This is a genomic window from Pseudomonas sp. G1002 (genome assembly GCF_013385455.1).
Taxonomy (GTDB): domain Bacteria; phylum Pseudomonadota; class Gammaproteobacteria; order Pseudomonadales; family Pseudomonadaceae; genus Aquipseudomonas.
In genome coordinates this window covers 27,920-51,260 of the sequence record NZ_JACAPY010000035.1, presented here as the reverse complement: position 1 = coordinate 51,260, position 23,341 = coordinate 27,920, and the positions used below count along the sequence as shown (strand labels likewise).

Sequence of the window (23,341 nt, the reverse complement as noted above, 5' to 3'; positions counted from 1 at the left end):
CTCATTCCTCTGCCGCCACATCGGCCAGGTGGCCCGTTTTGAGGTACAGGGTGGCGCCTTGGTCGCCAGCGTAGAGGTTCGCAGACTCACCAGCAGGCAGGCGCACCCAACTGCCGCACTCGTATGCCTTTCCATCCAGCGTCACGTTGCCCGCCAGCACCAGCAGTTCAGCGCCATCAGGCCGCGTCTCGAAAATCGCGTCATGCGGTGCCAGACGTTGCAGACAGACCTGCTCCGTTTCATCACGGAACAGCGTGCAAACCTCGCGCCGGCCCTCCCGACGCCACGCGGCAGGGTCACGGGTATCAATGCGCACATGGCGCTGCTCGCGTCCCTGCATCTGCTGAAGCTTGACGAAAATGACAGCGCCCCCGGCGCTGGAGGGTTGATGGCTGGACCCGGGGGGATTGCGCAAATACCAGCCTGCCGGGTAGTCCCCACTCCCGTCGGAGAAGGTCCCCGACAACACGAGAATCTCCTCTCCCCCGGGATGGAGGTGGCGAGGGAAACGGGAGTCAGGGGCATACCGCACAAGGCTGGTGGCACGGGCTTGTTCCGCGCCCACGCGATCCAGCATCACGCGCTCGACGCCATCCTGGGGCGAAGCCACCCATTGGCACTGCTGGGACGCCACGATGGCGCGGCGAGTGAAATCGGCATTGATCAGCATGAGGGTTATCCAAGCGGGGACAAAGACACCGGCCAACCCGTCCGTGGGTGGTCGGTGCTTATTGATAGGGCTTACTGACTGGGCAGCTGTTGATAGGCCTCGACGACGCGTGCCGAGTACGTCAGCGTAGCACCCGCGTTCAGGGCAATCGCCACACCGAGGGCTTCGGTGATTTCTTCAAGCGTGGCACCGTGCTCCACCGCCTTCTTGGTGTGAACGGAAATACACCCGTCGCAGCGCGTGGTCACAGCCACCGCCAATGCGATCAGCTCGTGGATCTTCGGCTCCAGATGCCCCGTCTTGACCGCCGAATTGTCGATCATCATCAGCCCACGCATTACGTCGGGGCTTTGTTTGGCGTAGTCGCCCACGCGCTCCATCAAGGAGTCGCGGTAGCCATTCCAGTCTTGCATCATGGTCTTTCTCCAAAAACAGATTGAAGCCAGGTGTGGGGGCACGCCTGGCAAAGAACTCAGTGCGTCAGCGGCGCAGGTCAGTTACGGCCAGCCATGACACCGCCATCGACGTCCCAGACGGCGCCAGTAACCCAGCCCGCCTTATCCGAGAGGAGGAAGGCAACCACTTCGGCGACATCCTGAGGCGTGCCCACACGGCCAATCGGGTGGAAGCTGTTGAAGCCTTGCAGCGCACTGTGCACTTCGGCTTTTGGAATGAAGCCTTCGTAGATAGGGGTCTGCACCACGGCAGGCGACACCGCGTTGACACGGATGTTCTTGCTGCCCAGTTCCATCGCCAGGTGCTGGGTCAGCGAGTGCAGGCCCGCCTTGGCCATCGAGTAGGCCGACGACGGTGTGGCCGCGATCGCCTGCTTGCCCCACATCGAACCAATGTTCACGATCGCGCCCGGGCGGTTCTTGGCGACCAGGTTGGCGGCAACCTTTTGCGTGATGAAGAAGGTCGCTTTGTTGATCGACATGTACTGGGCGTAATCGGCTTCCGAATGCTCCAGGAATGGCTTGGGGAAGAACACGCCAGCGGCGTTGACCAGCAGGTCGATATCCGAATGCTGCTCGTCCAGGGTTTTGATCAGCGAAGCGACGGCGGCGTCGTCGGACAGGTCGGCGGTCAGTGCCCATACCTGGCCCAGTTCAGCCAATTCCTGGCGGGCTGCTTCGGTTTTTTCCGGGCGGTTGCCGACGATAACCACGCTGCCGCCCTCGGCCAGTACGGTGCGCGCCGTCTGCAGGCCCATGCCGCTGGTGCCACCGACGACCAACAGCTTCTTGCCCTTGAATTGATTGCTCATCTTGAAAATCTCTCTGTGCGCCCGCCGCCAGGCAGGACTTGAATGGAAGAAAAACTATTGTTTCCAATGGCATTCGCATGCCTATGCGCTCACCCATCAAACAGATCAACAGTCGGCATGGAGGCGATTTTTCTCTTCTTCCGGCCCGCAGACAAACGAGATAAAGTGTCAGCCCCTGAAAGAAAAACTTTATCGCTATGAAATCACCGGTCCATCTGAACGCCCTGCGCGCCTTCGAGGCCAGCGCCCGCCATCAGAGCTTTTCTGCGGCGGCGGTCGAACTCAACGTCACACCCGCGGCGGTCGGTCAGCTGGTCCGCACGCTGGAGGACTGGCTGGGTAGCCCGCTGTTTGTGCGCGGTAGCAGCGGTCGGGCACGGCTTGTACCTACTGAGGCGGCTGAGCGTGCATTGCCAGACATCCGGGCAGGTTTCGACAGGCTGGCGCTGGGGATGGAACGACTTAGCGAAGGCTCGATCAGCGGCGTACTGACCGTGGCCGTCAGCCCGGCTTTTGCCGCCAAATGGCTTTTGCCTCGTATCGACCGCTTTCAGGCGGTGTGCCCCGAAACAGACGTGCGTCTGGATACCAACCTTAAGCCGGTGGATTTCGTCGCCCAGCGGATCGATATCGGCGTGCGTTATGGCACGGGTCGATGGCCAGGGCTGACCGCCGAGAAACTGATGGACGAAGAGGTCTATCCCGTGTGCTCGCCGCAATTGCTGCGCGAGCACCGGCGCTTGCAAAAGCCCAGTGACTTGGCGCAGGAGATGTTGATTCACGACCTGTCAATGGATAGCCATAGCGGTTTTCCGAGCTGGGAAACCTGGATGCAGAAAGCCGGATCGAAGGACACCCTCTCCCTGCGAGGCATGCAAATCAACAATTCTGCCGCCGTGTTGCAGGCTGCGGTTGAGGGGCACGGCGTCGCACTTGCACGCAGCGTCATGGCCCACGACGACCTGGCAAGCGGACGGTTGGTGCGGTTGTTTCCAGACATCAGTGTTGCATCGGAGCTGGCCTACTACGTCGTTTATCGACCTGAGTGTGCGAGCTTGCCCAAGTTGGCGACATTTCGGGACTGGTTGTTGGCAGAAGCACAGCAGACGGTAAAGCGTGAGATCAGCGCCCACTAGGCTGTACTACTCGCGATTCCTCAACGACGACGCTACCAGCAAATCCCGCGTATAGGCATGCTCCGGCGCGTCGAACAACTGCTCGGTACTCCCCGCCTCCACGACCACGCCATCCTTCACCACGATCAAGTCGTGAGCCAACGCCCTTACCACCGCCAGGTCGTGGCTGATGAACAAGTACGTCAGCCCATGCTCCTCCTGCAACCTGCGCAGCAAGCTCACCACCTGCTTTTGCACAGTGCGGTCGAGGGCTGAGGTGGGTTCGTCGAGCAATATCAAATCCGGCTTGATCACCAGTGCGCGGGCGATCGCGATGCGTTGGCGCTGGCCGCCGGAGAATTCGTGGGGGAAGCGATGGCGCGTATCGGGGTCGAGTCCGACGTCGCGCAACACGGCAATCACTTGAGCTTCGCGCGCGCAAGCATTGAGGTCCGTGTGTACGCGCAGGCCTTCTTCGATGATTTGCTGCACGCTCATGCGCGGACTGAGGCTGCCGAACGGGTCTTGAAACACCACCTGTAGTTTGCGCCGCCACGGACGCAGGGCCTTGCCTTTGAGTGCGTCGAGGGCCTGGCCCTGGAAGCGAATGCTGCCTTGGGCGTCGATCAACCGCAGGATCGCCTGGCCTAGGGTGGATTTGCCCGAGCCGGATTCGCCAACAATGCCCAAGGTTTTGCCACGTTGCAGGCGCAGGTCGATGCCGTCCACCGCCTTGATCGGCGGTTTGCGCCGCAGCAGGCCGCCTTGCGGGAACCAGACCTTGAGGTTGTCCACCTCCAGCAGGTTGTCCGCCGTTTCACGCACCACCGCCCTGCCCTCTGGCTCGGCTTCGAGCAACTGCCGGCTGTAGGCGTGCTGCGGCGCGGCAAACAGTGCCTGGCAGTCGGCCTGTTCGACGATCTGGCCGGCGCGCATCACCGCCACGCGCTGGGCGATGCTGCGCACCACGTTGAGGTCGTGGCTGATCAACAGCAGCGCCATGCCCAGGCGTTGCTGCAGGTCTTTTAGCAGCGCAAGAATGCGTCGCTGCACGGTCACGTCCAGGGCCGTGGTGGGCTCGTCGGCAATCAACAGCAGCGGTTCGCAAGCCAGCGCCATGGCGATCATCACCCGCTGGCGCTGCCCGCCGGATAGCTGATGCGGGTACGCTGCCAGGCGCTGGCGCGGCTGCTGGATGCCCACCAGTTCGAGCAACTCCAACACGCGCTCACGCGCCGCCGCACCGCCCAGGCCTTTGTGCAGCAGCAGGGTTTCGGACAGCTGCCGTTCCACGCTGTACAGCGGGTTGAGCGAGGTCATCGGCTCCTGAAAGATCATCGCGATGCGATCGCCGCGAATCTGCCTTAAACGCTCCGGCCGCGCGCCGAGCAGCTCTTCGCCCTGGTAGCGAATACTGCCCTGGGTACGCGTGGTGTGGGGCGGCAGCAATTGCAGGATCGAGTGGGCGGTCACCGATTTGCCGGAGCCCGACTCGCCCACCAGCGCCAGGCACTCGCCCGGGTGAATATCCAGGTCGATGCCACGCACCGCTTTGTGCCCGTCGAACGCCACTTTCAGGTTACGAATTTCAATCAACGCGTCAGTCACGGCACAGCTCGCTTATCAGGATCGGGGGTCGAAGGCGTCGCGGCAGGCTTCGCCGATAAACACCAACAGGGACAGGATCAACGCCAACGCAAAAAACGCGGTCAGCGCCAGCCACGGGGCTTGCAGGTTGTTTTTCCCCTGGCCGATCAATTCACCCAGGGACGCACTGCCCGTGGGCATGCCGAAGCCAAGAAAATCCAGGGCGGTGAGGGTCGAAATGGCCCCGGTCAAAATGAACGGCAAGTAGGTCAAGGTGGCAGTCAGCGCGTTGGGCAGAATGTGCCGCAACATCACCTGAACATCGCCCACACCCAGGGCTCGCGCGGCCGTCACGTACTCCAGGTTGCGCCCGCGCAGGAACTCGGCGCGCACCACATCCACCAGGGTCAGCCAGGAAAACAGCGCCATGATCCCCAGCAGCCACCAGAAACCCGGTTCGACAAACCCGGACAAGATGATCAGCAAGTACAGGACCGGTAGCCCCGACCAGATCTCGATCAGGCGCTGCCCCAACAGGTCGACCCAACCGGCGTAATAGCCTTGCAGCGCGCCGGCGGCGACCCCGATCAAAGTGCTCACCACGGTCAGCGCCAAGGCAAATAACAGCGATACCCGGGTGCCGAAAATCACCCGCGCCAATACATCCCGGGCTTGATCATCGGTGCCCAGCCAGTTGCTCGCGCTGGGCGCCGCCGGCGAAGGGGTCGTGAGGTCGTAGTTGACCGTGTCGTAGCTGAACGGAATGGGCGCAAACAGCATCCAGCCGCCCTGCCCTTCAATCAGTTCATGCACGTAAGGGTCACGGTAATCCGGCTGAAACGGCAACGTGCCGCCGAAATCCTGCTCGGTGTAGCGCTCGAAGGCCGGGAAATACAGTGAGCCCTGGTACGCCATCACCAGTGGCTTGTCGTTGGCCAGCAGTTCGGCACCCAGGCAAACGGCGAACAGCGCCAGGAACATCCACAGCGACCACCAGCCGCGGCGATTGCGCTTGAAGTGCAGCCAGCGGCGACGGGTGATCGGAGTAAAAACCGGCATCAGTGCGACCTCGCGGAAAAATCCAGCCGGGGGTCCAGCAGGCGGTAGCACAGGTCGCCCAGCAACTTGATGACCAACCCGACCAGGGTAAAGATAAACAGCGTGCCGAAGACCACGGGATAGTCCCGTGCCACTGCCGCTTCGTAGCTCAGGCGACCGAGGCCGTCGAGGGAGAAAATCACTTCAATCAGCAACGAGCCGCCGAACAACATCGCGGTGAGCGCCTGGGGCAGGCCAACCACGATCAGCAGCATGGCGTTGCGAAACACGTGTTTGTACAGCACCTGTTTTTCGCTGAAACCCTTGGCCCGCGCGGTCACTACGTACTGGCGGCTGATCTCGTCGAGGAAGCTGTTTTTGGTGAGGATGGTCAGTGTGGCAAAGCCGCCAATCACCAGCGCCGATACCGGCAAGACAAGGTGCCAGAAGTAGTCCACGACCTTGCCCGCCCATGACAGGCTGGCAAAGTTCTCCGAGACCAGGCCGCGCACCGGAAACCAGTTCAACAGGCTACCGCCGCCGAATACCACGATCAGCAGCAAGGCGAACAGGAACGCCGGCATGGCGTGGCCGATAATGACCGCCGCACTGCTCCACACATCGAAGCGGCTGCCATGGCGCACGGCCTTGCGGATGCCCAGCGGGATCGACACCAGGTAACTGATCAGCGTGGCCCAGAAGCCCAGGGACAAAGTCACCGGCAGTTTTTGCAGGATCAGGTCGGTGACCTTGGCGCCGCGAAAGAAGCTATCGCCAAAATCCAGCCGCGCGTAGCTGCTGAGCATCAACCACAGCCGCGCGCCAAGGGGCTTGTCGAAGCCGTATTGGCGCTCGATATCGGCCACCAGCGCGGGGTCCAGGCCACGAGTTGTGCGCGATTCATTGCTGCCGGTTTCCACCCGTGTGCCGGCCACCGACGCTTGGCTGCCGATGCCTTGCAAGCGCGCGATGGCTTGCTCAACCGGGCCACCCGGGGCGGCTTGCACGATAAAAAAGTTGACCAGCAGGATGCACACCAGCGTCGGCACGATCAGCAATAAACGGCGCGCGCTATAGGCCAGCATGTTGGGAAGCCTCAGTCAGTTGGCGCATCTGTGCGGTAGTCAGCGGTGTCGGGCTCACTTCCCACCAGGTGTCGATGCCCACGTCATTGAGCGGCGCTGTGCGGGGCCGACCAAAACGGTTCCACCACAGCGAGGACGAGCCCGGCGGGTAATAGTTGGGAATCCAGTAGAAGCCCCACTGCAACACGCGGTCGAGGGCATGGGCGTAGCGCACCATGGTCGGGCGGTCGTTGGCGCGGACAAGGCCATCGATCAAGGCGTCCACCGCCGGGTTGCGCAGTGCCATGTAATTGTTGGAGCCAGGGTCATCGGCACTCTCGGAACCGAAGTAGTTGGTCAGCTCGCGGCCCGGCGATGGGCTGACCGGGTAGCCGTTGACGATCATGTCGTAGTCCCGTGCGCGCACACGGTTGGCGTATTGGGCCGAGTCGATCATGCGGATCGTGAAGCCGATGCCGATCTGCGCCAGGTTGCGTTTGTAGGGCAGCAGCAAACGCTCGAAGCCTTTCTGGGCATTCAGGAAGGTGAACTGCAACGGCGTGCCCTCGGCGTTAACCAACTGGTCGCCGCGCGGGGTCCAGCCCGCCTCGGCCAGTAACTTCAGCGCTTGCGCCTGCTGCGGCCGAATGCGCCCGCTGCCATCGGTGCGCGGCGGCTGGTAGACCTGGGTGAACACCTCCTCCGGCACTTGCCCGCGCCAGGGTTCCAGAATGGCCAGCTCCTGGGCATCCGGCAGCTGGGTGGCCGCCAATGCGCTGCGGGAAAAGAAGCTGCGCTGGCGCAGGTACAGGCTGTGCATCATCTGCCGGTTGCTCCAGTCGAAATCCCACAACAGGCTCAGCGCCTCGCGCACGCGGCGGTCCTGGAACTGCGGTTTTTGCAGGTTGAACACAAAACCCTGGGTGCCCTGCACGGCATTCGGCGCCAGTTGTTCACGTTGCAGACGACCGTCGCGCAAAGCCTCGCCGTCGTAGCCCACCGAATAACTGGTGGCGGAAAATTCGCGATTGAAGTCGTAACCCTGGGCTTGCAGGATCTGGCGCGACACGTCGCCGTCGGCAAAAAATTCAAGCCGCAGGGTGTCGAAGTTGTACTGCCCCTGCGTCACCGGCAGGTCTCGCCCCCACCAGTCCTTGACCCGCTCGAAGGTGACACTGCGGCCGTTGTCCACGCTGCTGATACGGTACGGGCCGCTGCCCACCGGCGGTTCAAAGCCGCCGCCGTTGGCGAAATTGCGCCCCTGCCACCAATGTTCCGGCAGCACCGGCAGTGAAGCGAGGTCCAGGGGCAAGGTGCGATTGTCGGCGCTTTTGAAGGTGAACCGCACTTGGGTCGGCGATTCCACCAGCACCTGGTCCACATCGGCAAAGCTTTGGCGATACGCCAGGCTGCCTTCGGTGGTGAACAGCTTGAAGGTGTAGGCCACGTCCTGCGCGGTGATGGGCGTGCCATCGGCAAACCGCGCCTTGGGGTTGAGGTAGAAACGCAGCCATGAATGGTCATCTGCCAGCTCCATGCCTTGCGCGACCAACCCGTACACGGTGTACGGCTCATCCTGCGAACGGTACGCCAACGGGCTGTAGAGCCAACCCTGAATCTGGGTGATGCCGGTGCCTTTGTCGACATACGGGATCAGGTGATCAAACGCCCCGCCTTCCATGGACGAACGACGAAAACTGCCGCCCTTGGGCGCGTTCGGGTTGACGTAATCCAGGTGTTTGAAGTTGGCCGGGTACTTGGGCGCTTCGCCGTATACCGTCAAAGCGTGCGTCGGTTGAGCGAGCAGTGACGGGACCCAAAGCCCCGCCAGCAGCGCCCACACCATGAAGCGAAACAGGCTCACAAACTCAACTCCTTTTCCAAAAACACTGAAGGCTCACTTATGCAGGGTTGTGCGTCGACGCCAGGGTTTTTATAGAGCACCGGTTAGACCGTTAGCGCATGTGCTTATGCGCTACTTGCCGAAGTGGTAACTCACGTCCAGCCAGACCTGGCGGCCATAGGGGTCGTAGTTGCCGCTGGGGTAATACGGCCAGCCGGCGGAGTCATCGTGCTTGACCTGATTGAGCAGGTTGTTGACGGTCAGGCCGACACTCGCCTGCTCGTTCACCTGGTAACGGGCGCTGGCGTTGAAGGTGGTCCACGGCGACAGGCGCCCATCGCCGGCGCCATTGGTCACGCTGCCGTAGCGAATGCCGGTCAGCGTGGTGGTGAGGTGCTGGTAGTCCCAGGTCAGGCTCGCGTTGACCTTGCTGCGCCAGTCGTGGTTGTCGGTGCTGGAGCGCAGGTTCTGGGTTTGCGCATCGTCCGATTCCTTGAGGTAGTGGGACAGCACCAGGCTGTAGCCAATCGCCGAACTGAACGCGCCGTACTGGCCTGCGCCCCAGCGAATATTACTCTTGAGGTCCAGGCCGCTGACCCGCTCGCTGGCGGCGTTGATCGCATTGACCTGCACCCGTTGCAGCACGTTCGGGTCCACTGCCGCCGTGCTGGCATTGCGCTGGATGCGTGCCAGGACGTCGGCGCAAGTGGTCGCATCAAGCTGGCCGTTGCGGCACTGGTTTTCCTGTTGCAGCAAGCGGTTGATGTCGACGGTGGTCAACAGGTCCTTGATTTCGACGCGCCAGAAGTCGGCGGAGAAATCAAACTGATGCGAAGGCGACCAGACAAAGCCGTACGTCCAGGACTTGCCACGCTCGGAGGCGAGGTCCGAATTACCGGTCTGGGTGTAATCCACGCGGCCTCGGTCACACGCCCCCTCTACGCCCTTGCTGCAACCGTAATAGTCGATCTGGTCAGGCGTGTAGCCATTGGTCGCGGCCTGGTAGAGGTAGTTGAGGTCGGGTGCGCGAAAGCTGGTGCCGTAGCTGCCACGAAACAGCAGGCTGGTCACCGGGCGCCATTCCAGGCCCAGGTTGTAGGTTTTTTGTTGCTCGGTGCGGCCACTGAATTTGTATTGGTCCCAGCGCCCGGCCGCCGAGGCGAGCAAGGTGTCGGTAACGGGAATGCTCAGCTCGCCACCCGCGGCGTAGCGGTCACGCGAACCGCCTGAATTGGAGGCCGGCGTGGTGTTGTAAAACGTGCCGTCATTGAGTTGGTCGTCGACATCGACGCTGTAGGATTGCCGCCCCACTTCGGTCACACCGGCAAAGCCCACCGGCCCGGCGGGCAGCTCGAACAGGTCGCCGTTGATGTTGGCGCTGAAGGTTTGGGAAACCGATTTACTCTTCTGCACCAGGTTGCCGCGAAACTGATCCCACTGCTCCGGAGTCAGCGGCTGGTCCAGCCGCGAAGGGTCTGGCGCGAAGACCGGGTGCCCGTCCTGCGTGCCCAGTTGCGGCCCGAGGTAGTAATCGCGGATGCCGCTCAAAGGCGTGTAGCGGGTGGTGCGGTCGCTGGTGTACTCGGAGCGGTTCGCCGCAATCTGATAACCCCAATCACTGTTGGTGAACTTGTCTTCCAGGCCCAGGGTGCCGGTCCAGGACACTTCGCGCCATTTGCTGTTGTTGCTGGTCTTGCCACCTATTTCCTCGCTGGAAAAGTTGCGTGACCAGCGCTCCAGGTTACCGGTGTTGCGGTTGATAAAGTCCGGCGAGGTGAAGCTTGGGCCGCGCGTGTTGTTCTGCGTGTGATCAAAGCCAAACATCAAGTCGGCGAACACTTTGCCGGTGTCGCTGAAGTGCCAGGTGCCGCGCGTGTAGCCGTCATAGTTTTCCTTTTGCGCCTGCAAGGTCCAGTAGTCGTTGTAGTACTGGTTGGTGGTGCAGCGGGTGCTGCTGCCACCGAGCTTGCCGTTGTAGATACCGCCGTAGGCACCGCAGCCGGGGCCGAGGTAGGCGCCGCTGTCGAGGTTACGGCGGTAGCCCACATCCTTGGCCGGGCCGTCGCTCATAAAGCCGCGCTGGTTGGCCCAGATCGGTTGGCGCTGGGTCAGCTCCAGGCCGAATACCCCGTCAAAATCGCCCCAGGTGTCGCCGCCGCTGATCTGCAGGCGCTGGTTGTCGCCGCCGCCACGCTCGGCGGCGCCACCACGCAGATTGACGTCCACGCCGCTGATTTTGTCTTTGAGGATGATGTTCACCACCCCGGCAATCGCGTCGGAGCCATACACCGCCGAGGCGCCGCTGCTGAGGATCTCGATACGCTCGATCATCACCGCCGGGATGTTCGCAAGGTTGGTGAAGTTGACCGCGCCGTCGTACGCCGTGGGGTAGTCGGCCACGCGCCTGCCGTTGATCAGCACCAGTGTGTGGTTCGGCCCCAGCCCTCGCAGGTTGAGGGCACTGGCGGCCGGCTGGAAGGTGTTGCCGTAGTCTTCGCCTTGGGTCATGCCGGTGTTCTGGGTTTGCGAAGCGATGGCGTCGTAGACGTTTTTGTAGCCCCTGCGGGTGACTTCGTCAGCGGTGATGACCGTGACCGGCGACGGCCCTTCAACCTGGGCACGGGCAATGCGTGACCCCGTGACCACGACCTTTTCCAACGCTACATCGCCCGGGACTTTCGCCGCCGTGGGCGCCGCCTTGACCGCCGCTGCAGGTGGCTTGGCCGCCCGGCGCAGGGTCCAACCGCCGTCGCCACTGGGCACGGCGTCAAGGGCTGCACCGCGCAGTGCCTGTCGCAGCGCTTGCTCGGTGGTGAAGGTGCCCCGCACCGGCGCGCTGGTCAGGCCTTGCACAAGGTCTTGCTGGAAGGAAATGATCTGCCCGCTGCTGCGCGACAGGGTCAACAGCGCTTGGTCGAGGGGGCCGCTGGCGATATCAAAATCAAAAGTCTGGGCGGTCGATATCGCAGACAGCGGCTGTGCCAGCACCGCCGTGCCATGTCCCGCCAAAGTCAGGCCAATCGTCAGAGACAGTGCCGCCAGAGATGCGCGACTGAGAGGTTTGAGTTGCATGGTTGAGGTTCCCATCATTGATATGCCGTTGATGGGTTGAACAACAGATCGGGGTTTTTTATAGGCGGCCGTTAGGCTAAAAAAGCATGGGTTTATAACGGCCCGAAACAACACTCCCAGGGAGATACACCCTGGCCTGTATTGGGTTGTGCAACAGTGGCGGGGGTTTTATAGGGCTGGGAAAATTATTTTTATCGGCGCTCGATACTGACCCAATAAGGGCTGTGATAATCGATCTGCACCGGCAAGGATTTGGCCAGCAATTGCAGGGCGCCCTGGCTGTCGTCCAGCGGAAAAATCCCGCTCAGCCTCAGGCTCGCCGCCTCGGGGCTGACGCGGATGATGCCGCGCCGGTAGTCACGCAGGGCTTGCACCACTTCACCCAATGAGCGGTCACGCACTTCCAGCAAGCCTTGGGTCCACGAGGCCTCGCCGCCGCTGGCGGTTTCCAGGTCGAGGATGCCGTGGGCATTGAACGTGGCTTTCTGGCCGGCACTGATCACCTGCACAGCGCCGTCGCGCGTGGTGATTTCCACTTGGGAATGCAGCATCGTGATTTGGGTTCGATCCTCGCCCTGCTGTACCAGAAACCGCGTACCCAAGGCGCGCATGCGGCCGTGTTCGGTCTCGACGATAAACGGTCTGAGACTGTCCTTGAAAACGTCGACCAGCAGCTTGCCGTCGAGCAACTGCAACAGCCGTTGCCGAGCATCGAAATGCGTCAGCACCTTGCTGCGCGCATCCAGGGTCAATGCACTGCCATCCTCCAGCGTGAGGTTCAGGCGCTCGCCCGTACCGGTGCGCAAAGCGCCCAACGGCAACCAGCTGTCGGACAGCCGCGTGATCAGACTTCCAAACGACACAACGCCAACCAGCGCCAGGGTATTGCGCAAAAAGCGCCGGCGGCCCGACGGTGCGTTGAGGGTGTGCAACAGGCTGTCGCGGGGCATGCGGCGCAGTTCGTCATTGTTCAGCACGGCCGGAACGCCGCCCATCATGTTGAAGATTTCGGCACGCCGTGGGTCGCCCTCACTCCAGCGACGGAACGCCTGGTGCTCCTGAGCACTGGCGTGCCCGGATTGCAGCAACGCCATCCACTGCGCCGCCTCGTCGATGATCGCCTCATCCGGCGCGCTGTGGCTCATGGCTGTGTCATCGCCAGGTAGCAGCGCTTGAACGCATCGGCCATGTATTGCTGAACCCGGCTGACCGAGACCTGCAGGCGCTCGGCAATCTGCGCATAGGTCAAACCGTCCAGCTGGTGATACAAAAACGCCGCCTTGGCCTTGGCCGACAAACCGTCGAGCAAGCGGTCGACTTCCAGCAGCGTCTCGATCAACAGCAAACGCTCCTCGGGCGACGGGTGCACCATCATCGGCGCCTGGGCCAATGCTTCCAGGTAGGCACGTTCCAGGTCCTGGCGACGCCAGCCCTCATACATCAGGCGCCGCGCGATGGTGGTCAGCAACGCCCGCGGCTCGCGGATTTGCGAAGGGTCGGGCAATGCCAGTACCCGCAGGAAGGTCTCCGATGCAATGTCCTGAGCCCCATGGGCGCAACCCATCGCCCGGCTTACCCGCGTGCAAAGCCAACTGTAGTCACTTTTGAACATCTGCCCAATCAGACCGAAATGTGGGTTCTGATTCACACCCATTGCATGCTCCATGCGAATAAAGGCCATTCAGCCTGGCGGTTGATGAGCAATGGAAAGCCATCGCTGGAGGCGGACTTTGCATGAGGGGAGCATAGGTTAGGAAAGAATAAAAAATAACAATAGCCTGTCAAATTGGCATATGCAGAAAAATCAGATACGGGGCAGCGCCCTGGCTGTCAGGTCAGTGCGAAGACACATAGACAGAAGGCTGCACCGGCGCTGGCAGCGAATAGGTTGCTTTCATCCATTCGACTTCAGCATGGGGTGTGCGGCCGAAGTAGCGCTTGAACTCTCGGCTGAACTGCGATGCGCTTTCATAGCCCACGTTAAAAGCCGCAGATGAGGCCGACATGTCGTCGCGGAGCATCAATAACCTTGCCTGGTGCAGACGCGTCGATTTCAGGTACTGCATGGGTGAGGAGTCGGTGACTGTTCGAAAGTGCAGATGAAAGCTGGGTACGCTCATACTCGCCTCCTGGGCCAGGCACTCGACGTCCAGCCGCTCCTGGTAACAGCTGTGTATCTTGCGAATGGCGCGGGTCACCTTTGCGAAATGGCCTTGCTTGCCAAGGGCCGCCCGCATGGACCCTCCTTGTTCACCTGCGATGATCCGGTAGTAAATCTCGCGCACCAGCGACGGGCCGAGGATCGGCCCGTCGACCGGATGGCTCATCGCTTCGAGAAAGCGCAGTGTGGACTCGCGCAACATCTCGTCCATCGGCGAGGAATACATGCCTTTGGGACGTTCGTGGGTCGGACCGGATTTTTCGTCAATTTCCAGGATCAGTTCGCCAGCGAGTTTGAAATCCAGGCGCATGTATACCGCCAGCATCGGTTCCTCTTCGCTGGCGTCGGTTTCCATGGTGAAAGGCACTGGCACAGACACCACCAGGTAGTGCTGGGCGTCGTAAAGGTAGACCTCATCGCCCAGATAGCCGAGCTTGCGCCCCTGGCACAGGATGACGATGCCAGGCTCGTAGAGCACTGGCGTGCGGGTCAGCGGGCGATTGGAGCGCAGAAAGCGTATGTCTTCCAGTGCGCTCAGGTTGTAGCCCTCCAGGGGGGGCCAACTGCTCCATCAGTTGGACCATGCGCCGGGTTCGCGCTGCAAAATGATCCATAGGCCCCTCTTGCGGTTTCACGAAGCGTGACCATCCGTAGAGCGTGTCAGTGCTTCCCATTGGTCGATGTCACGCAGGGATTGCGTCAGCTTTTCGCGCACAAAGCCTATCGCATCGCTGCCGAGCAGCAGGTGGGCCGGTGGGTTGTCGCTGGCGATCAACTGCAGCATGGCTTGCGCAGCTTTTTGCGGGTCCCCCAACTGGTGGCCGCTTTTCGCTTCGCGCGCCTGGCGTACCGGATCAAAGCTGGCATCGTAGTCGGCGATGCTGCGGGGCGTACGCTGCATCGAGCGGCCGGCCCAATCGGTGCGAAATGAGCCTGGCGCCACAGCGGTGACAAAAATGTTGAATGGCTTGAGTTCTTTGCTCAGGGTGTCGGAGATGCCTTCCAGCGCGAACTTGCTGGCGCAGTAGTAGGCGATACCCGGCATCGTGATGGTGCCGCCCATGGACGTGATGTTGATGATGTGCCCGCTGCGGCGCTGGCGGAAGTACGGCACGAACGCCTTGGTCACGGCAACGGCGCCGAACACGTTGACGTCGAACTGACGACGCATTTCTTCCAGCGGCGACTCTTCGAAAATGCCCTCATGGCCGTAACCTGCGTTGTTCACCAGGACATCCACCGGGCCGTAGCGGGTCGCGATCTCGGCAACGACGCTATCGATGCGCTCAAAGTCGGTGACATCCAGGATCACGCCATGAGCACGCTCCGCTGATAATGCCTCGAACGTTTGCAGCGCGGCTTCGTTGCGAACGGTACCAATGACACGGTGGCCTGCAGCCAGTGCCTCGGTCGCGAGGGCCTTGCCAAAGCCGCTGCTGATGCCGGTGATGAACAGGGTTTTGCGAGTGCTCATGGAAATTCCTCTCGGTTACTGAGTGCTAATGGTAGCCAAGCCACCGCTGGCGACCTATGCCGGATCATCTATGAGGCTTGCCTATTCCTATTCGCTTCTACTCGTACTCTCAATTGTCCCGATGTGGCTCGATTGACGCAGGCTGATGCGTGGTCCGGCCCGCCCCAGTGGGTGTCACTGAGGCGGTCGGCACCACTCCACGTTACGTCAGCCAGACATCGACCTGCCGCTCCGCGCCCTCTATAAACACCAAGGCCTCGACCTGCCCCGCCTCTATCAGGTCTTGGCTGACGCCTTTTATCAATTCAAGCTGCGCGGCGCTGTCGACCAGCTCAACACGTGCTACCGGAGCCTTCATGGATTGGCTGGCGTCAGACTTTGCTTTGCGAATCGCAGACAGCACGCTGCTCAGGCTCATCAATAACTGTTCAACAGCCGCGTCAGGGCAAGCGCCCCCTTGCGGCCAGGGCGCCTTGTGCACTGAGCCGCAATTCCAGGATTGCCAGACCTCCTCACACACAAAGGGCAGAAATGGCGCAAACAGTCGCTGCTGCACGCTCAGCGCATGTGCCAATGCATTACGCGCCGAGTAGCCGTCGGGTCGATAGGCACGACGCTTGACCAATTCGACGTAGTCATCGCAAAACCACCAGAAGAATCCTTCGATACGCGACAACGCCCCGCTGTAGTCATAGGCCTCCAGCGCGACGGTAGCGTCCTGGACTACGCCACCCAAGCGTTCAAGCATGGCTTGATCCAGCGGCTGGTCGATATCCCCGGTGTCATCCTTCGCAAAGCCTTGAACCAACCTCGAAAGATTGAACAGCTTGACGGCCAGGCGGCGGCCGATTTTCATCTGCTGCTCTTCAAAGGCTGTGTCACTGCCGAGCCGCGCCGAGGCAGCCCAATAGCGCACGCCGTCACTTCCATACTGGTCGAGCAAGGCTTGAGGGGTGACCACATTCCCCTTGGACTTGGACATTTTCTTGCGATCAGGATCAAGGATCCACCCGGAAAGCGCGACGTTGCGCCATGGCGCGCAACCGTGTTCAAAATGGCTGCGTACCAGTGTCGAGAACAGCCAGGTTCGGATTATGTCGTGACCTTGGGGCCTGAGGTCCATCGGGTATATTTTGGCAAACAACCCATCGTCCTCTCCCCAGCCGCCGGCAATCTGAGGCGTCAGGGAACTGGTGGCCCAGGTGTCCATGATGTCTTGTTCACCGATAAACCCGTTGGGTTGACCACGTTGTTCGGGTCGATAGCCCGGTGGCGTATCCAGGCCCGGATCGACAGGCAGGCTTGCCTCACTGGCGATAATCGGAGCGCCATGCTCGGCTTCGCCTTGTGCGTCCAGGCGATACCAGAACGGAATCGGCACGCCGAACGTACGTTGGCGACTGATTAGCCAGTCTCCATTCAACCCCCCTACCCAATGCTCGTAACGCCTGAGCATGTGCGGCGGATGCCAGTCCAACGCCTGGCCAGCGTCGAGCAACACGTCCCTCAGGTTGGCGTCGCGTCCGCCATTGCGCAAGTACCATTGCCGCGTCGCGAGAATTTCCAAAGGCCGGTCGCCTTTCTCGAAGAACTTTACCGCGTGGTTAATCGGTCGTGGTTCATCTCGCATGGCGCCGCAGTCACGCAACATCGAAACGAGCTGCGTACGAACCTGGGACAGGGTACGGCCGGCCAGGCCTGCGTAGGCCTGTTGGCCGCGCGGAGTCGTCAACCAGGAGGGCGTCTCAAGTAACAGGCGCCCGTCCTTTCCCAGGACTGACCGTGTGGGCAGCTGTAACTCCCGCCACCAAATCACATCGGTTAGATCGCCAAAGGTGCAGACCATCGCCAACCCGGTGCCCTTGCCGGGGTCACCCAAAGGGTGGGCCAGCAGCGGAACGTCCAGGTCAAAAATCGGCGCACGCACGGTCTGCCCGAACCTCGCCTGATAACGAGCGTCGTCCGGGTGAGCCACCAGCGCTACGCATGCCATCAGCAACTCAGGTCGAGTCGTAGCAATCTTCAGTTCGGCACCATCAGCCGCGTCGAAGCCGAGTTCGTGATACGCACCCGCAACCTCGCGCTCCTCAAGCTCTGCCTGGGCTACGGCCGTCTGGAACGTCACATCCCAGAGACACGGAGCCTCCTGGCTATACAGTTCGCCACGCTGGTAGTTACGCAGTAACGCGCGCTGACTGGCTCGTTGGGAGCGTTCATCAATGGTGGCGTATGAAAGACTCCAATCAACGGACAAGCCCAGTTGCACGAACAGTGCACGGAACGCTTGCTCATCGATGGCCGTCAGCTCATGGCACAACTCGATAAAGTTGCGCCGACTGATGACGGCAAAGTCAGCCCGTTTTAATGGAATTGACTCGGAGGGTTTGAAGCCAGGCTGGTAAGCGGCCAACGAGTCGCAACGTACGCGGTAGAAATTCTCGACCCTGCGTTCCGTCGGCAAGCCATTGTCGTCCCAACCCATGGGGTAGAACACAGCCTTGCCGCGCATCCGCTGGAAACGGGCGATGATATCGGTGTGGGTGTAGCTGAAGACATGGCCAACGTGCAACGAACCTGAGGCTGTCGGTGGGGGCGTGTCGATGGAGAATACAGCGTCGCGTTGGGCGCTGTGGTCAAAGGCATACGTGCCTTCGAGCTGCCAATGCTGAGACCAGCGTGTTTCGAGGTTTTCAAGCGAGGGGGTGACGGTTTGATCGTTTAGAACTTCATCACGTTTAACGGTGACATAGCTTCCTCCTGTCAACATCATGGGGCGCATATTCAATCGCCTGCGGAAAGTAAACCCCTTGAACCAGGCCATTTTTTCCACAAAATAGCGTAAAAACAGTCCGGAAGATTTCTCACATTCAACAGGTACCCTATGCACACCCCCGTCACAATCATCGGTGCTGGCCTGGGCGGTCTCATCCTGGCCCGCGTGCTGTACGTCCACGGTATTGCCGCCACCGTCTATGAAGCAGAGCCGTCGGCAACCGCACGCGCCCAAGGCGGGATGCTCGATATCCACGACTACAACGGCCAACTGGCCTTGCAGGCAGCGGGCCTGACGGACGAGTTCCGCGCGCTTATCCTGAAAGGTCGCGAGGCGACTCGGGTGCTTGATTGGCAGGGTGCCACTCTGTTGGATCAACCCGACGACGGCACAGGCGGCCGTCCCGAGGTCATGCGTGGCGAACTGCGCAAGATGCTCCTCGATTCACTGCCCGCCGGTACTGTGCGTTGGGGCCACAAGGTCAAGAGCGTGCGCGCCCTCGGCGAGGGTCGCCACGAAGTGACCTTCGCCGACGGCACTTGCGTTGCCACCCACCTGCTGGTTGGCGCGGACGGAGCCTGGTCAAAGGTCCGGCCGCTGCTCAGCGACGCTGCCCCCGAGTACATGGGCCGCTCGTTGATCGAAACCTACCTGTATGACAGCGACGCCCGGCACCCGGCCACCTCCAGGGCGGTAGGTGGCGGTGCGATGTTCGCACTTCAACCGGGAAAAGGGATCCAGGCGCACCGTGAGACGGGCGCCACGCTGCACACCTACGTAGTGCTCACCGAATCCCAAAGCTGGTTTGCCGCCATCGATTTCACCGACACGGCAACGGCGGCGGCACGGATCGCGCAGGAATTCGCAGGCTGGTCCCCTGCCCTCACGGCATTGATCACCGACAGCGACACCGAACTGGTATGGCGCCCGCTCTTTATGCTGCCGGTTGAGCACCGCTGGGAGCGGGTGCCGGGCGTAACGCTGATCGGTGATGCCGCACACCTTGCGGCCCCGAATGGCGAAGGTGCCAACCTGGCCATGTACGATGGTGCCGAACTCGGCAAGGCCATCGCCTCATACCCTGATGACGTCGAAGCCGCCCTGGGCGAATACGAACAGGCCATGTTCCCGCGCAGCGCGCAAATGGCTGCCGAAGGGAATGAACTGCATGAGTTGCTGTTTGGTGACGATGCACCCTATAGCCTGGTCAGCATGTTCAACGGGGCAAGTGCCTGAACAGGGCTCGGGTCAATCACACTGGAAGGACTCAAGGACGTTATAAATTTCGGCAACCACCTGCCGTGTCGCGCCCTCGATGGTTCCTTCATTCCGGCATAACACCCAGCCGTGATCCGCAACCGCTCGCTCGAACGCCCGGGTACAGGCGACATGTTCTGCCAGCGTGTGGATCACGGTACTGCTCAGTCCGCGCCGGCGTGCCGCGGCCCGTGCCCATGAAATATCAGGGGCAGTGACGACCCCGACATGCAGGTCCGGCACTTGCACGTTTCGATCAATGTTCAACTGCAGGATTTCTGCCAGCGGGACTTCCCGGCGAAACGCGGCATCAGACGGGTACCAGCGGTCGATCAGGACGATGCTGCCTGGTGGCTGTCTAGCCAGCACGTGCCGGGAAATCCACGCACGGCTATCAGCGAAGCGTTCACAAACCTCCCACTCCAGATCCAGGCCGGGATGCCTGGCGAGTCTGTTAACGAGGGTCATTGTTTCACTTCTGAAGGGATCGCTTTTTCTCTCACAAAGCCGGATCACCATTCTGTTGTCAGCCCTAAGCGCTTTTGTTACGGCCTCCAGCAATGTGGTTTTGCCAGTACCCTTGGGGCCATCCATGGAAACAAACAACGGACGGCCAGCCGCCTGGCTCAACACGGCTTGTCGATCCGGCTGCGCATGGTTTCGGCGATCACCCTGGCCAGTGCAGATTGATCAAATGGCTTGGGTAAGCGCGTCAATGTGGTCTTGAGGTCCAGGGAGATTTCCGCAAAGCCTGAGGAAAGAATGATGGGAAGGTTGGGATACAACGACTCGATGTTGCCGGCAAGCTCGATCCCGGTCATGTCCGGCATTGCCATGTCTGTCACGACCAGGTCAAAGCACGCGCCTTGCGCCAGGAACGCCAACGCAGCATGCCCATCTCCTGCCGACACAACATGATGGCCCAGGTCTTCAAGCATCGCCCCGGTGCTGATCAGCACCAGCGGGTCGTCATCTACCAGCAGAATCTCGAGGCTTTGCTGATGGGCTGCATCGGGTGTATCTGCCGTTGATGCCAGCGCCGCAGACTGTGTGGTGTCGGTCACCGCCACCGGTAACCAGAGCTCTGCGGTTGTGCCCTCTCCTACCCGGCTCTTCAGCACAAAGTGGCCCTGTGACTGTGCCGCCAGGCCATGCACCATCGAAAGCCCAAGCCCGGTGCCTTTTCCCGCTCCCTTGGTGGTGAAGAACGGCTCCATGGCCCGTTGCAAGGTCGCGTCATTCATCCCGGGGCCGGTGTCGATGACAGAGATGCAAATCAGCCTTTGCGAGTCATTCGCCCCGTCGGGAAACGCATCCTCCCGCGCTGAAATCAGGATCCTGCCCCGACCTTCCATTGCGTCCCGGGCGTTGATCACCAGGTTCATCACAGCCATTTCCAGTTGGCTCATGTCGACCAATACCGGCCGCAGGATCAATGGGAACTGTGTGTCGACGTTGATGCCTGCGCCCAACATGCGGGACAGCAGGTCTGACATGTTGCGGATCAGATCGCCCACATCCACAGGCTGAGGGTCAAGCTCCTGGCGACGGGCAAAGGCCAGCATGCGCTGAGTCAGCGTTGCGCCCCGCTGGGCGCCCGCGATGGCATTATTCAGTAAGGCGCAGGTTCTCGAGTCCTGCGGGACACGCTTCTTGGCGAGTTCAAGACTCCCCAGAATCACCATCAGGAGGTTGTTGAAGTCATGGGCGATGCCGCCGGTGAGCTGGCCCAGGGACTCCATTTTCTGGGATTGGAATAACGCCTCTCGGGTTTCCTTGATCTCCTGTTGAGCCTGGACGCTTTCGGTAACGTCCCGGGTGATCTTCGCAAACCCCACCAGCTCACCCAGTTCATTCTTGATCGGGTCGATAACCACATGGGCGAGGAATCCCGTGCCGTCCTTGCGCAGGCGCCAGCCCTGCCCTTCGTAACGACCTTCCCTGACCACCGTTTCAAGGGCGCGCTGCGGGACGTTGTGGTCTACGTCCTCACGCTGGAAGAACATGGAGTAATGCCTGCCGATGACTTCTGCCGGCTGATAACCCTTGATGCGCTGGGCGCCGGCGTTCCAGGTGGTGATCACGCCGTTGGGGTCCAGCATATACAGCGCGTAGTCGGTGACGCCTTGCACCAGCAGGCTGAATTGCTGCTCGCTCTGGCGCAGCGCCTGCTCCGCGGCCTTACGCTCGGTCAGGTCCCGTGTGACCTTGGCGAAGCCAATCAACGTGCCGTCGTCGGCGCGTATCGGGTCGATGATCACCAGTGCCCAGAGACGAGTCCCATCCTTGCGGATGCGCCAACCTTCGCCCTCGAAGCGCCCTGACTGCTCGGCGCTCTTGAGTGCCCGGCCCGGCAAGTCCGAGGCCAGGTCTTCCGGGGTGTAGAACAGCGAAAAATGCCTGCCCAGCACTTCACTCTGTTCGTACTGCTTGATCTTCCTCGCCCCGGAGTTCCAACTGCGAATCAAGCCGTTCGTATCAAGCATATAGATGGCATAGTCGACCACTGCGTCGACGAGCAGTCGATACCGGTCGTCCTGATTGAAAGGCCCTTGTGCAGGATGGGATGGCATCAGGAAAGTCTCGGGACAAATGAGTGGCTTGAGCCCTCAGTATGTCTAAAAAAATCCCCGGCCCACCAATTTATTCATCTGAACAGTTTTTTTGAGTCAACCGCCGCCGTTGCGCGCAAACCGTGGAATCTTCAATCCCAGGCTTTCCCGCAAGGTCGTACCTTCATAAGCCGTGCGATACACGCCGCGCTCCTGCAACAACGGGATGACCTCGTGCGTGAAGCGCTTGAACTGCTCCGGATGGCCGATGTAGATATTGAAACCATCCACCGCGCGGGCTTCAAGCCAGTCAGCCATTTTCCGAGCGACGGTATCCGCCGATCCGACAAACGCTCCCGGGCGCAGTTGCCGCCCAAACTCCACCGCCTGGCGCAATGTAAAACCTTTCTCCCGTGCCTGATCGGCAATGCGTTTGGCCGCGGTAAAAAAGCTGCTGCGTGCCGCCTCCAGGCTCTCCTGCGGGAACGGCGCATCAAGGTCGTACTGGCTGAAATCATGCCAGCCGAAATTGCGTCCGAACTCCTTCAGCGCCAGTTCGAAACTGTGGTCGGCCTGATGGTAGTGCCGCTCGATTTCACGCGCCTGTTCATCGGTATCGCCCACATAAATCTCGGCGCCGGGCATCACCAGCAATTGCTCCGGGTCACGGCCATGTTGCAGCGCCCTGCCCTTGATATCCCGATAAAAAGCCTGGCCCTGCTCGATGCTGGCCGCATGGGTAAAGATCACATCGGCCGTGGCCGCGCCGAGGTCGCGGCCTTGTTCCGAATCGCCAGCCTGGAAGATCACCGGTTGGCCCTGGGGTGAGCGCTGGATATTCAGCGGCCCGACCACGGAAAAGTGCTCGCCCTTGTGATTCAGGCTGTGGAGTTTAGCGGGGTCGAGAAACCGGCCGGTGGCGCGGTCACGTACGAAGGCATCTTCCTCATAGGAGTTCCACAGGCCCTGCACGACCTGGACGTGTTCGGCCGCCCGGCCATAGCGGGTGTCGTAGTCATAATGTTCGTCGCGGCTGTAGTTGCCGGCGGTACCGGCGTCGCCGCTGGTGACCACGTTCCAGCCAGCGCGGCCTTTGCTGATCAGGTCGAGTGAGGCCAGGCGCCGCGCGACGTTATAGGGCGAGTTGTAAGAGGTCGTCAGCGTACCGACCAGGCCCAGGTGCCGGGTGCTTACGGCAAGTGCCGATAACAGCGTCAGCGGCTCCAGCCGGTTCAGGTAGTGGGATGGCGAACCCGGTGTGATGAATTGGCTGTCGACGATGAACATCAAGTCGAACAATGCCGCCTCGGCCTGGCGTGCAATGTCGATGTACCAGTCGACGTTGACGCTGGCATCGGCCGGCAATTGCGGGTCGAGCCACAGATTGTGGCGGCCGGGCCCGCCGCAGCCCATGGTCAGGGCGCCCAGTTTGAGCTGTCTTTTGGTCATGTCCAACGTATTCCTTGAA

At 61.1% G+C, this 23,341-nt stretch carries 17 protein-coding genes and 1 pseudogene; 2 read left to right on the top strand and 16 right to left on the bottom strand.

Features of this window, described 5'->3' with window-relative positions; all coding sequences use genetic code 11:
- Position 1: 1 nt before the first annotated feature.
- The 3 genes from HX801_RS23225 to HX801_RS23215 all read right to left on the bottom strand — a co-directional run bounded on the left by HX801_RS23225 (position 2) and on the right by HX801_RS23215 (position 1,937).
- Complete coding sequence (locus HX801_RS23225) at positions 2-670, bottom strand: cupin domain-containing protein (protein WP_177022815.1); 669 nt, start codon at positions 668-670, stop codon at positions 2-4.
- Between the two features lie 71 nt (positions 671-741).
- A complete protein-coding gene (locus tag HX801_RS23220; RefSeq protein WP_218166128.1) occupies positions 742-1,083 on the bottom strand; it encodes a carboxymuconolactone decarboxylase family protein in 342 nt (113 codons plus the stop codon).
- Between the two features lie 80 nt (positions 1,084-1,163).
- Positions 1,164-1,937 carry an SDR family NAD(P)-dependent oxidoreductase gene (locus tag HX801_RS23215; protein WP_177022813.1) on the bottom strand — a complete coding sequence of 258 codons (774 nt, stop codon included), beginning with the start codon at positions 1,935-1,937 and terminating at the stop codon, positions 1,164-1,166.
- A 197-nt stretch (positions 1,938-2,134) separates the two neighbouring features.
- Between HX801_RS23215 and gcvA the strand changes: the two genes are divergently transcribed.
- Positions 2,135-3,073 carry a transcriptional regulator GcvA gene (gene gcvA, locus HX801_RS23210; protein WP_177022812.1) on the top strand — a complete coding sequence of 313 codons (939 nt, stop codon included), beginning with the start codon at positions 2,135-2,137 and terminating at the stop codon, positions 3,071-3,073.
- A gap of 6 nt (positions 3,074-3,079) precedes the next feature.
- On the opposite strand, the gene HX801_RS23205 is transcribed toward gcvA, so the two are convergent.
- The 10 genes and pseudogenes from HX801_RS23205 to valS form a co-directional block, all read right to left on the bottom strand.
- Positions 3,080-4,660, bottom strand: a complete 1,581-nt coding sequence (locus HX801_RS23205; protein ID WP_008433389.1) for an ABC transporter ATP-binding protein — start codon at positions 4,658-4,660, stop codon at positions 3,080-3,082.
- Between the two features lie 15 nt (positions 4,661-4,675).
- Positions 4,676-5,698: an ABC transporter permease gene (locus HX801_RS23200; protein ID WP_177022811.1), complete on the bottom strand. Its 1,023-nt coding sequence runs from the start codon at positions 5,696-5,698 to the stop codon at positions 4,676-4,678.
- Positions 5,698-6,762, bottom strand: coding sequence for a microcin C ABC transporter permease YejB (locus HX801_RS23195; RefSeq protein ID WP_008433386.1), 1,065 nt, complete (start codon positions 6,760-6,762; stop codon positions 5,698-5,700). The genes HX801_RS23200 and HX801_RS23195 overlap by 1 nt, the downstream gene beginning before the upstream one ends.
- Complete coding sequence (locus HX801_RS23190; protein ID WP_177022842.1) at positions 6,749-8,587, bottom strand: extracellular solute-binding protein; 1,839 nt, start codon at positions 8,585-8,587, stop codon at positions 6,749-6,751. The genes HX801_RS23195 and HX801_RS23190 overlap by 14 nt, the downstream gene beginning before the upstream one ends.
- A 129-nt stretch (positions 8,588-8,716) precedes the next feature.
- The gene (locus HX801_RS23185) at positions 8,717-11,656 is read right to left on the bottom strand and encodes a TonB-dependent receptor (RefSeq protein WP_102604327.1); all 2,940 of its coding nucleotides are present in this window, start codon (positions 11,654-11,656) and stop codon (positions 8,717-8,719) included.
- Positions 11,657-11,847: 191 nt separating this feature from the next.
- The gene (locus HX801_RS23180; protein WP_003217682.1) at positions 11,848-12,801 is read right to left on the bottom strand and encodes a FecR domain-containing protein; all 954 of its coding nucleotides are present in this window, start codon (positions 12,799-12,801) and stop codon (positions 11,848-11,850) included.
- Positions 12,798-13,310, bottom strand: coding sequence for a sigma-70 family RNA polymerase sigma factor (locus HX801_RS23175; protein ID WP_003217684.1), 513 nt, complete (start codon positions 13,308-13,310; stop codon positions 12,798-12,800). Before HX801_RS23175 ends, HX801_RS23180 begins: the two co-directional genes overlap by 4 nt.
- A gap of 181 nt (positions 13,311-13,491) precedes the next feature.
- Positions 13,492-14,431, bottom strand: a pseudogene (locus HX801_RS23170) (AraC family transcriptional regulator N-terminal domain-containing protein).
- 17 nt (positions 14,432-14,448) lie between these two features.
- Positions 14,449-15,291: an oxidoreductase gene (locus HX801_RS23165; protein WP_177022810.1), complete on the bottom strand. Its 843-nt coding sequence runs from the start codon at positions 15,289-15,291 to the stop codon at positions 14,449-14,451.
- A 202-nt stretch (positions 15,292-15,493) separates the two neighbouring features.
- Positions 15,494-18,112, bottom strand: a complete 2,619-nt coding sequence (gene valS / locus HX801_RS23160; RefSeq protein ID WP_256344289.1) for a valine--tRNA ligase — start codon at positions 18,110-18,112, stop codon at positions 15,494-15,496.
- 60 nt (positions 18,113-18,172) lie between these two features.
- Between valS and HX801_RS23155 the strand changes: the two genes are divergently transcribed.
- The gene (locus tag HX801_RS23155) at positions 18,173-19,300 is read left to right on the top strand and encodes an NAD(P)/FAD-dependent oxidoreductase (RefSeq protein ID WP_177022809.1); all 1,128 of its coding nucleotides are present in this window, start codon (positions 18,173-18,175) and stop codon (positions 19,298-19,300) included.
- A 12-nt stretch (positions 19,301-19,312) separates the two neighbouring features.
- Here the strand turns inward: HX801_RS23155 and HX801_RS23150 are convergent, their stop codons facing one another.
- The 3 genes from HX801_RS23150 to HX801_RS23140 all read right to left on the bottom strand — a co-directional run bounded on the left by HX801_RS23150 (position 19,313) and on the right by HX801_RS23140 (position 23,322).
- Positions 19,313-19,915, bottom strand: coding sequence for a dTMP kinase (locus HX801_RS23150; RefSeq protein ID WP_177022840.1), 603 nt, complete (start codon positions 19,913-19,915; stop codon positions 19,313-19,315).
- A gap of 32 nt (positions 19,916-19,947) precedes the next feature.
- Positions 19,948-21,894, bottom strand: a complete 1,947-nt coding sequence (locus HX801_RS23145) for a PAS domain-containing sensor histidine kinase (RefSeq protein ID WP_177022808.1) — start codon at positions 21,892-21,894, stop codon at positions 19,948-19,950.
- A 96-nt stretch (positions 21,895-21,990) separates the two neighbouring features.
- Complete coding sequence (locus HX801_RS23140; RefSeq protein ID WP_003217715.1) at positions 21,991-23,322, bottom strand: LLM class flavin-dependent oxidoreductase; 1,332 nt, start codon at positions 23,320-23,322, stop codon at positions 21,991-21,993.
- Positions 23,323-23,341 lie beyond the last annotated feature (19 nt).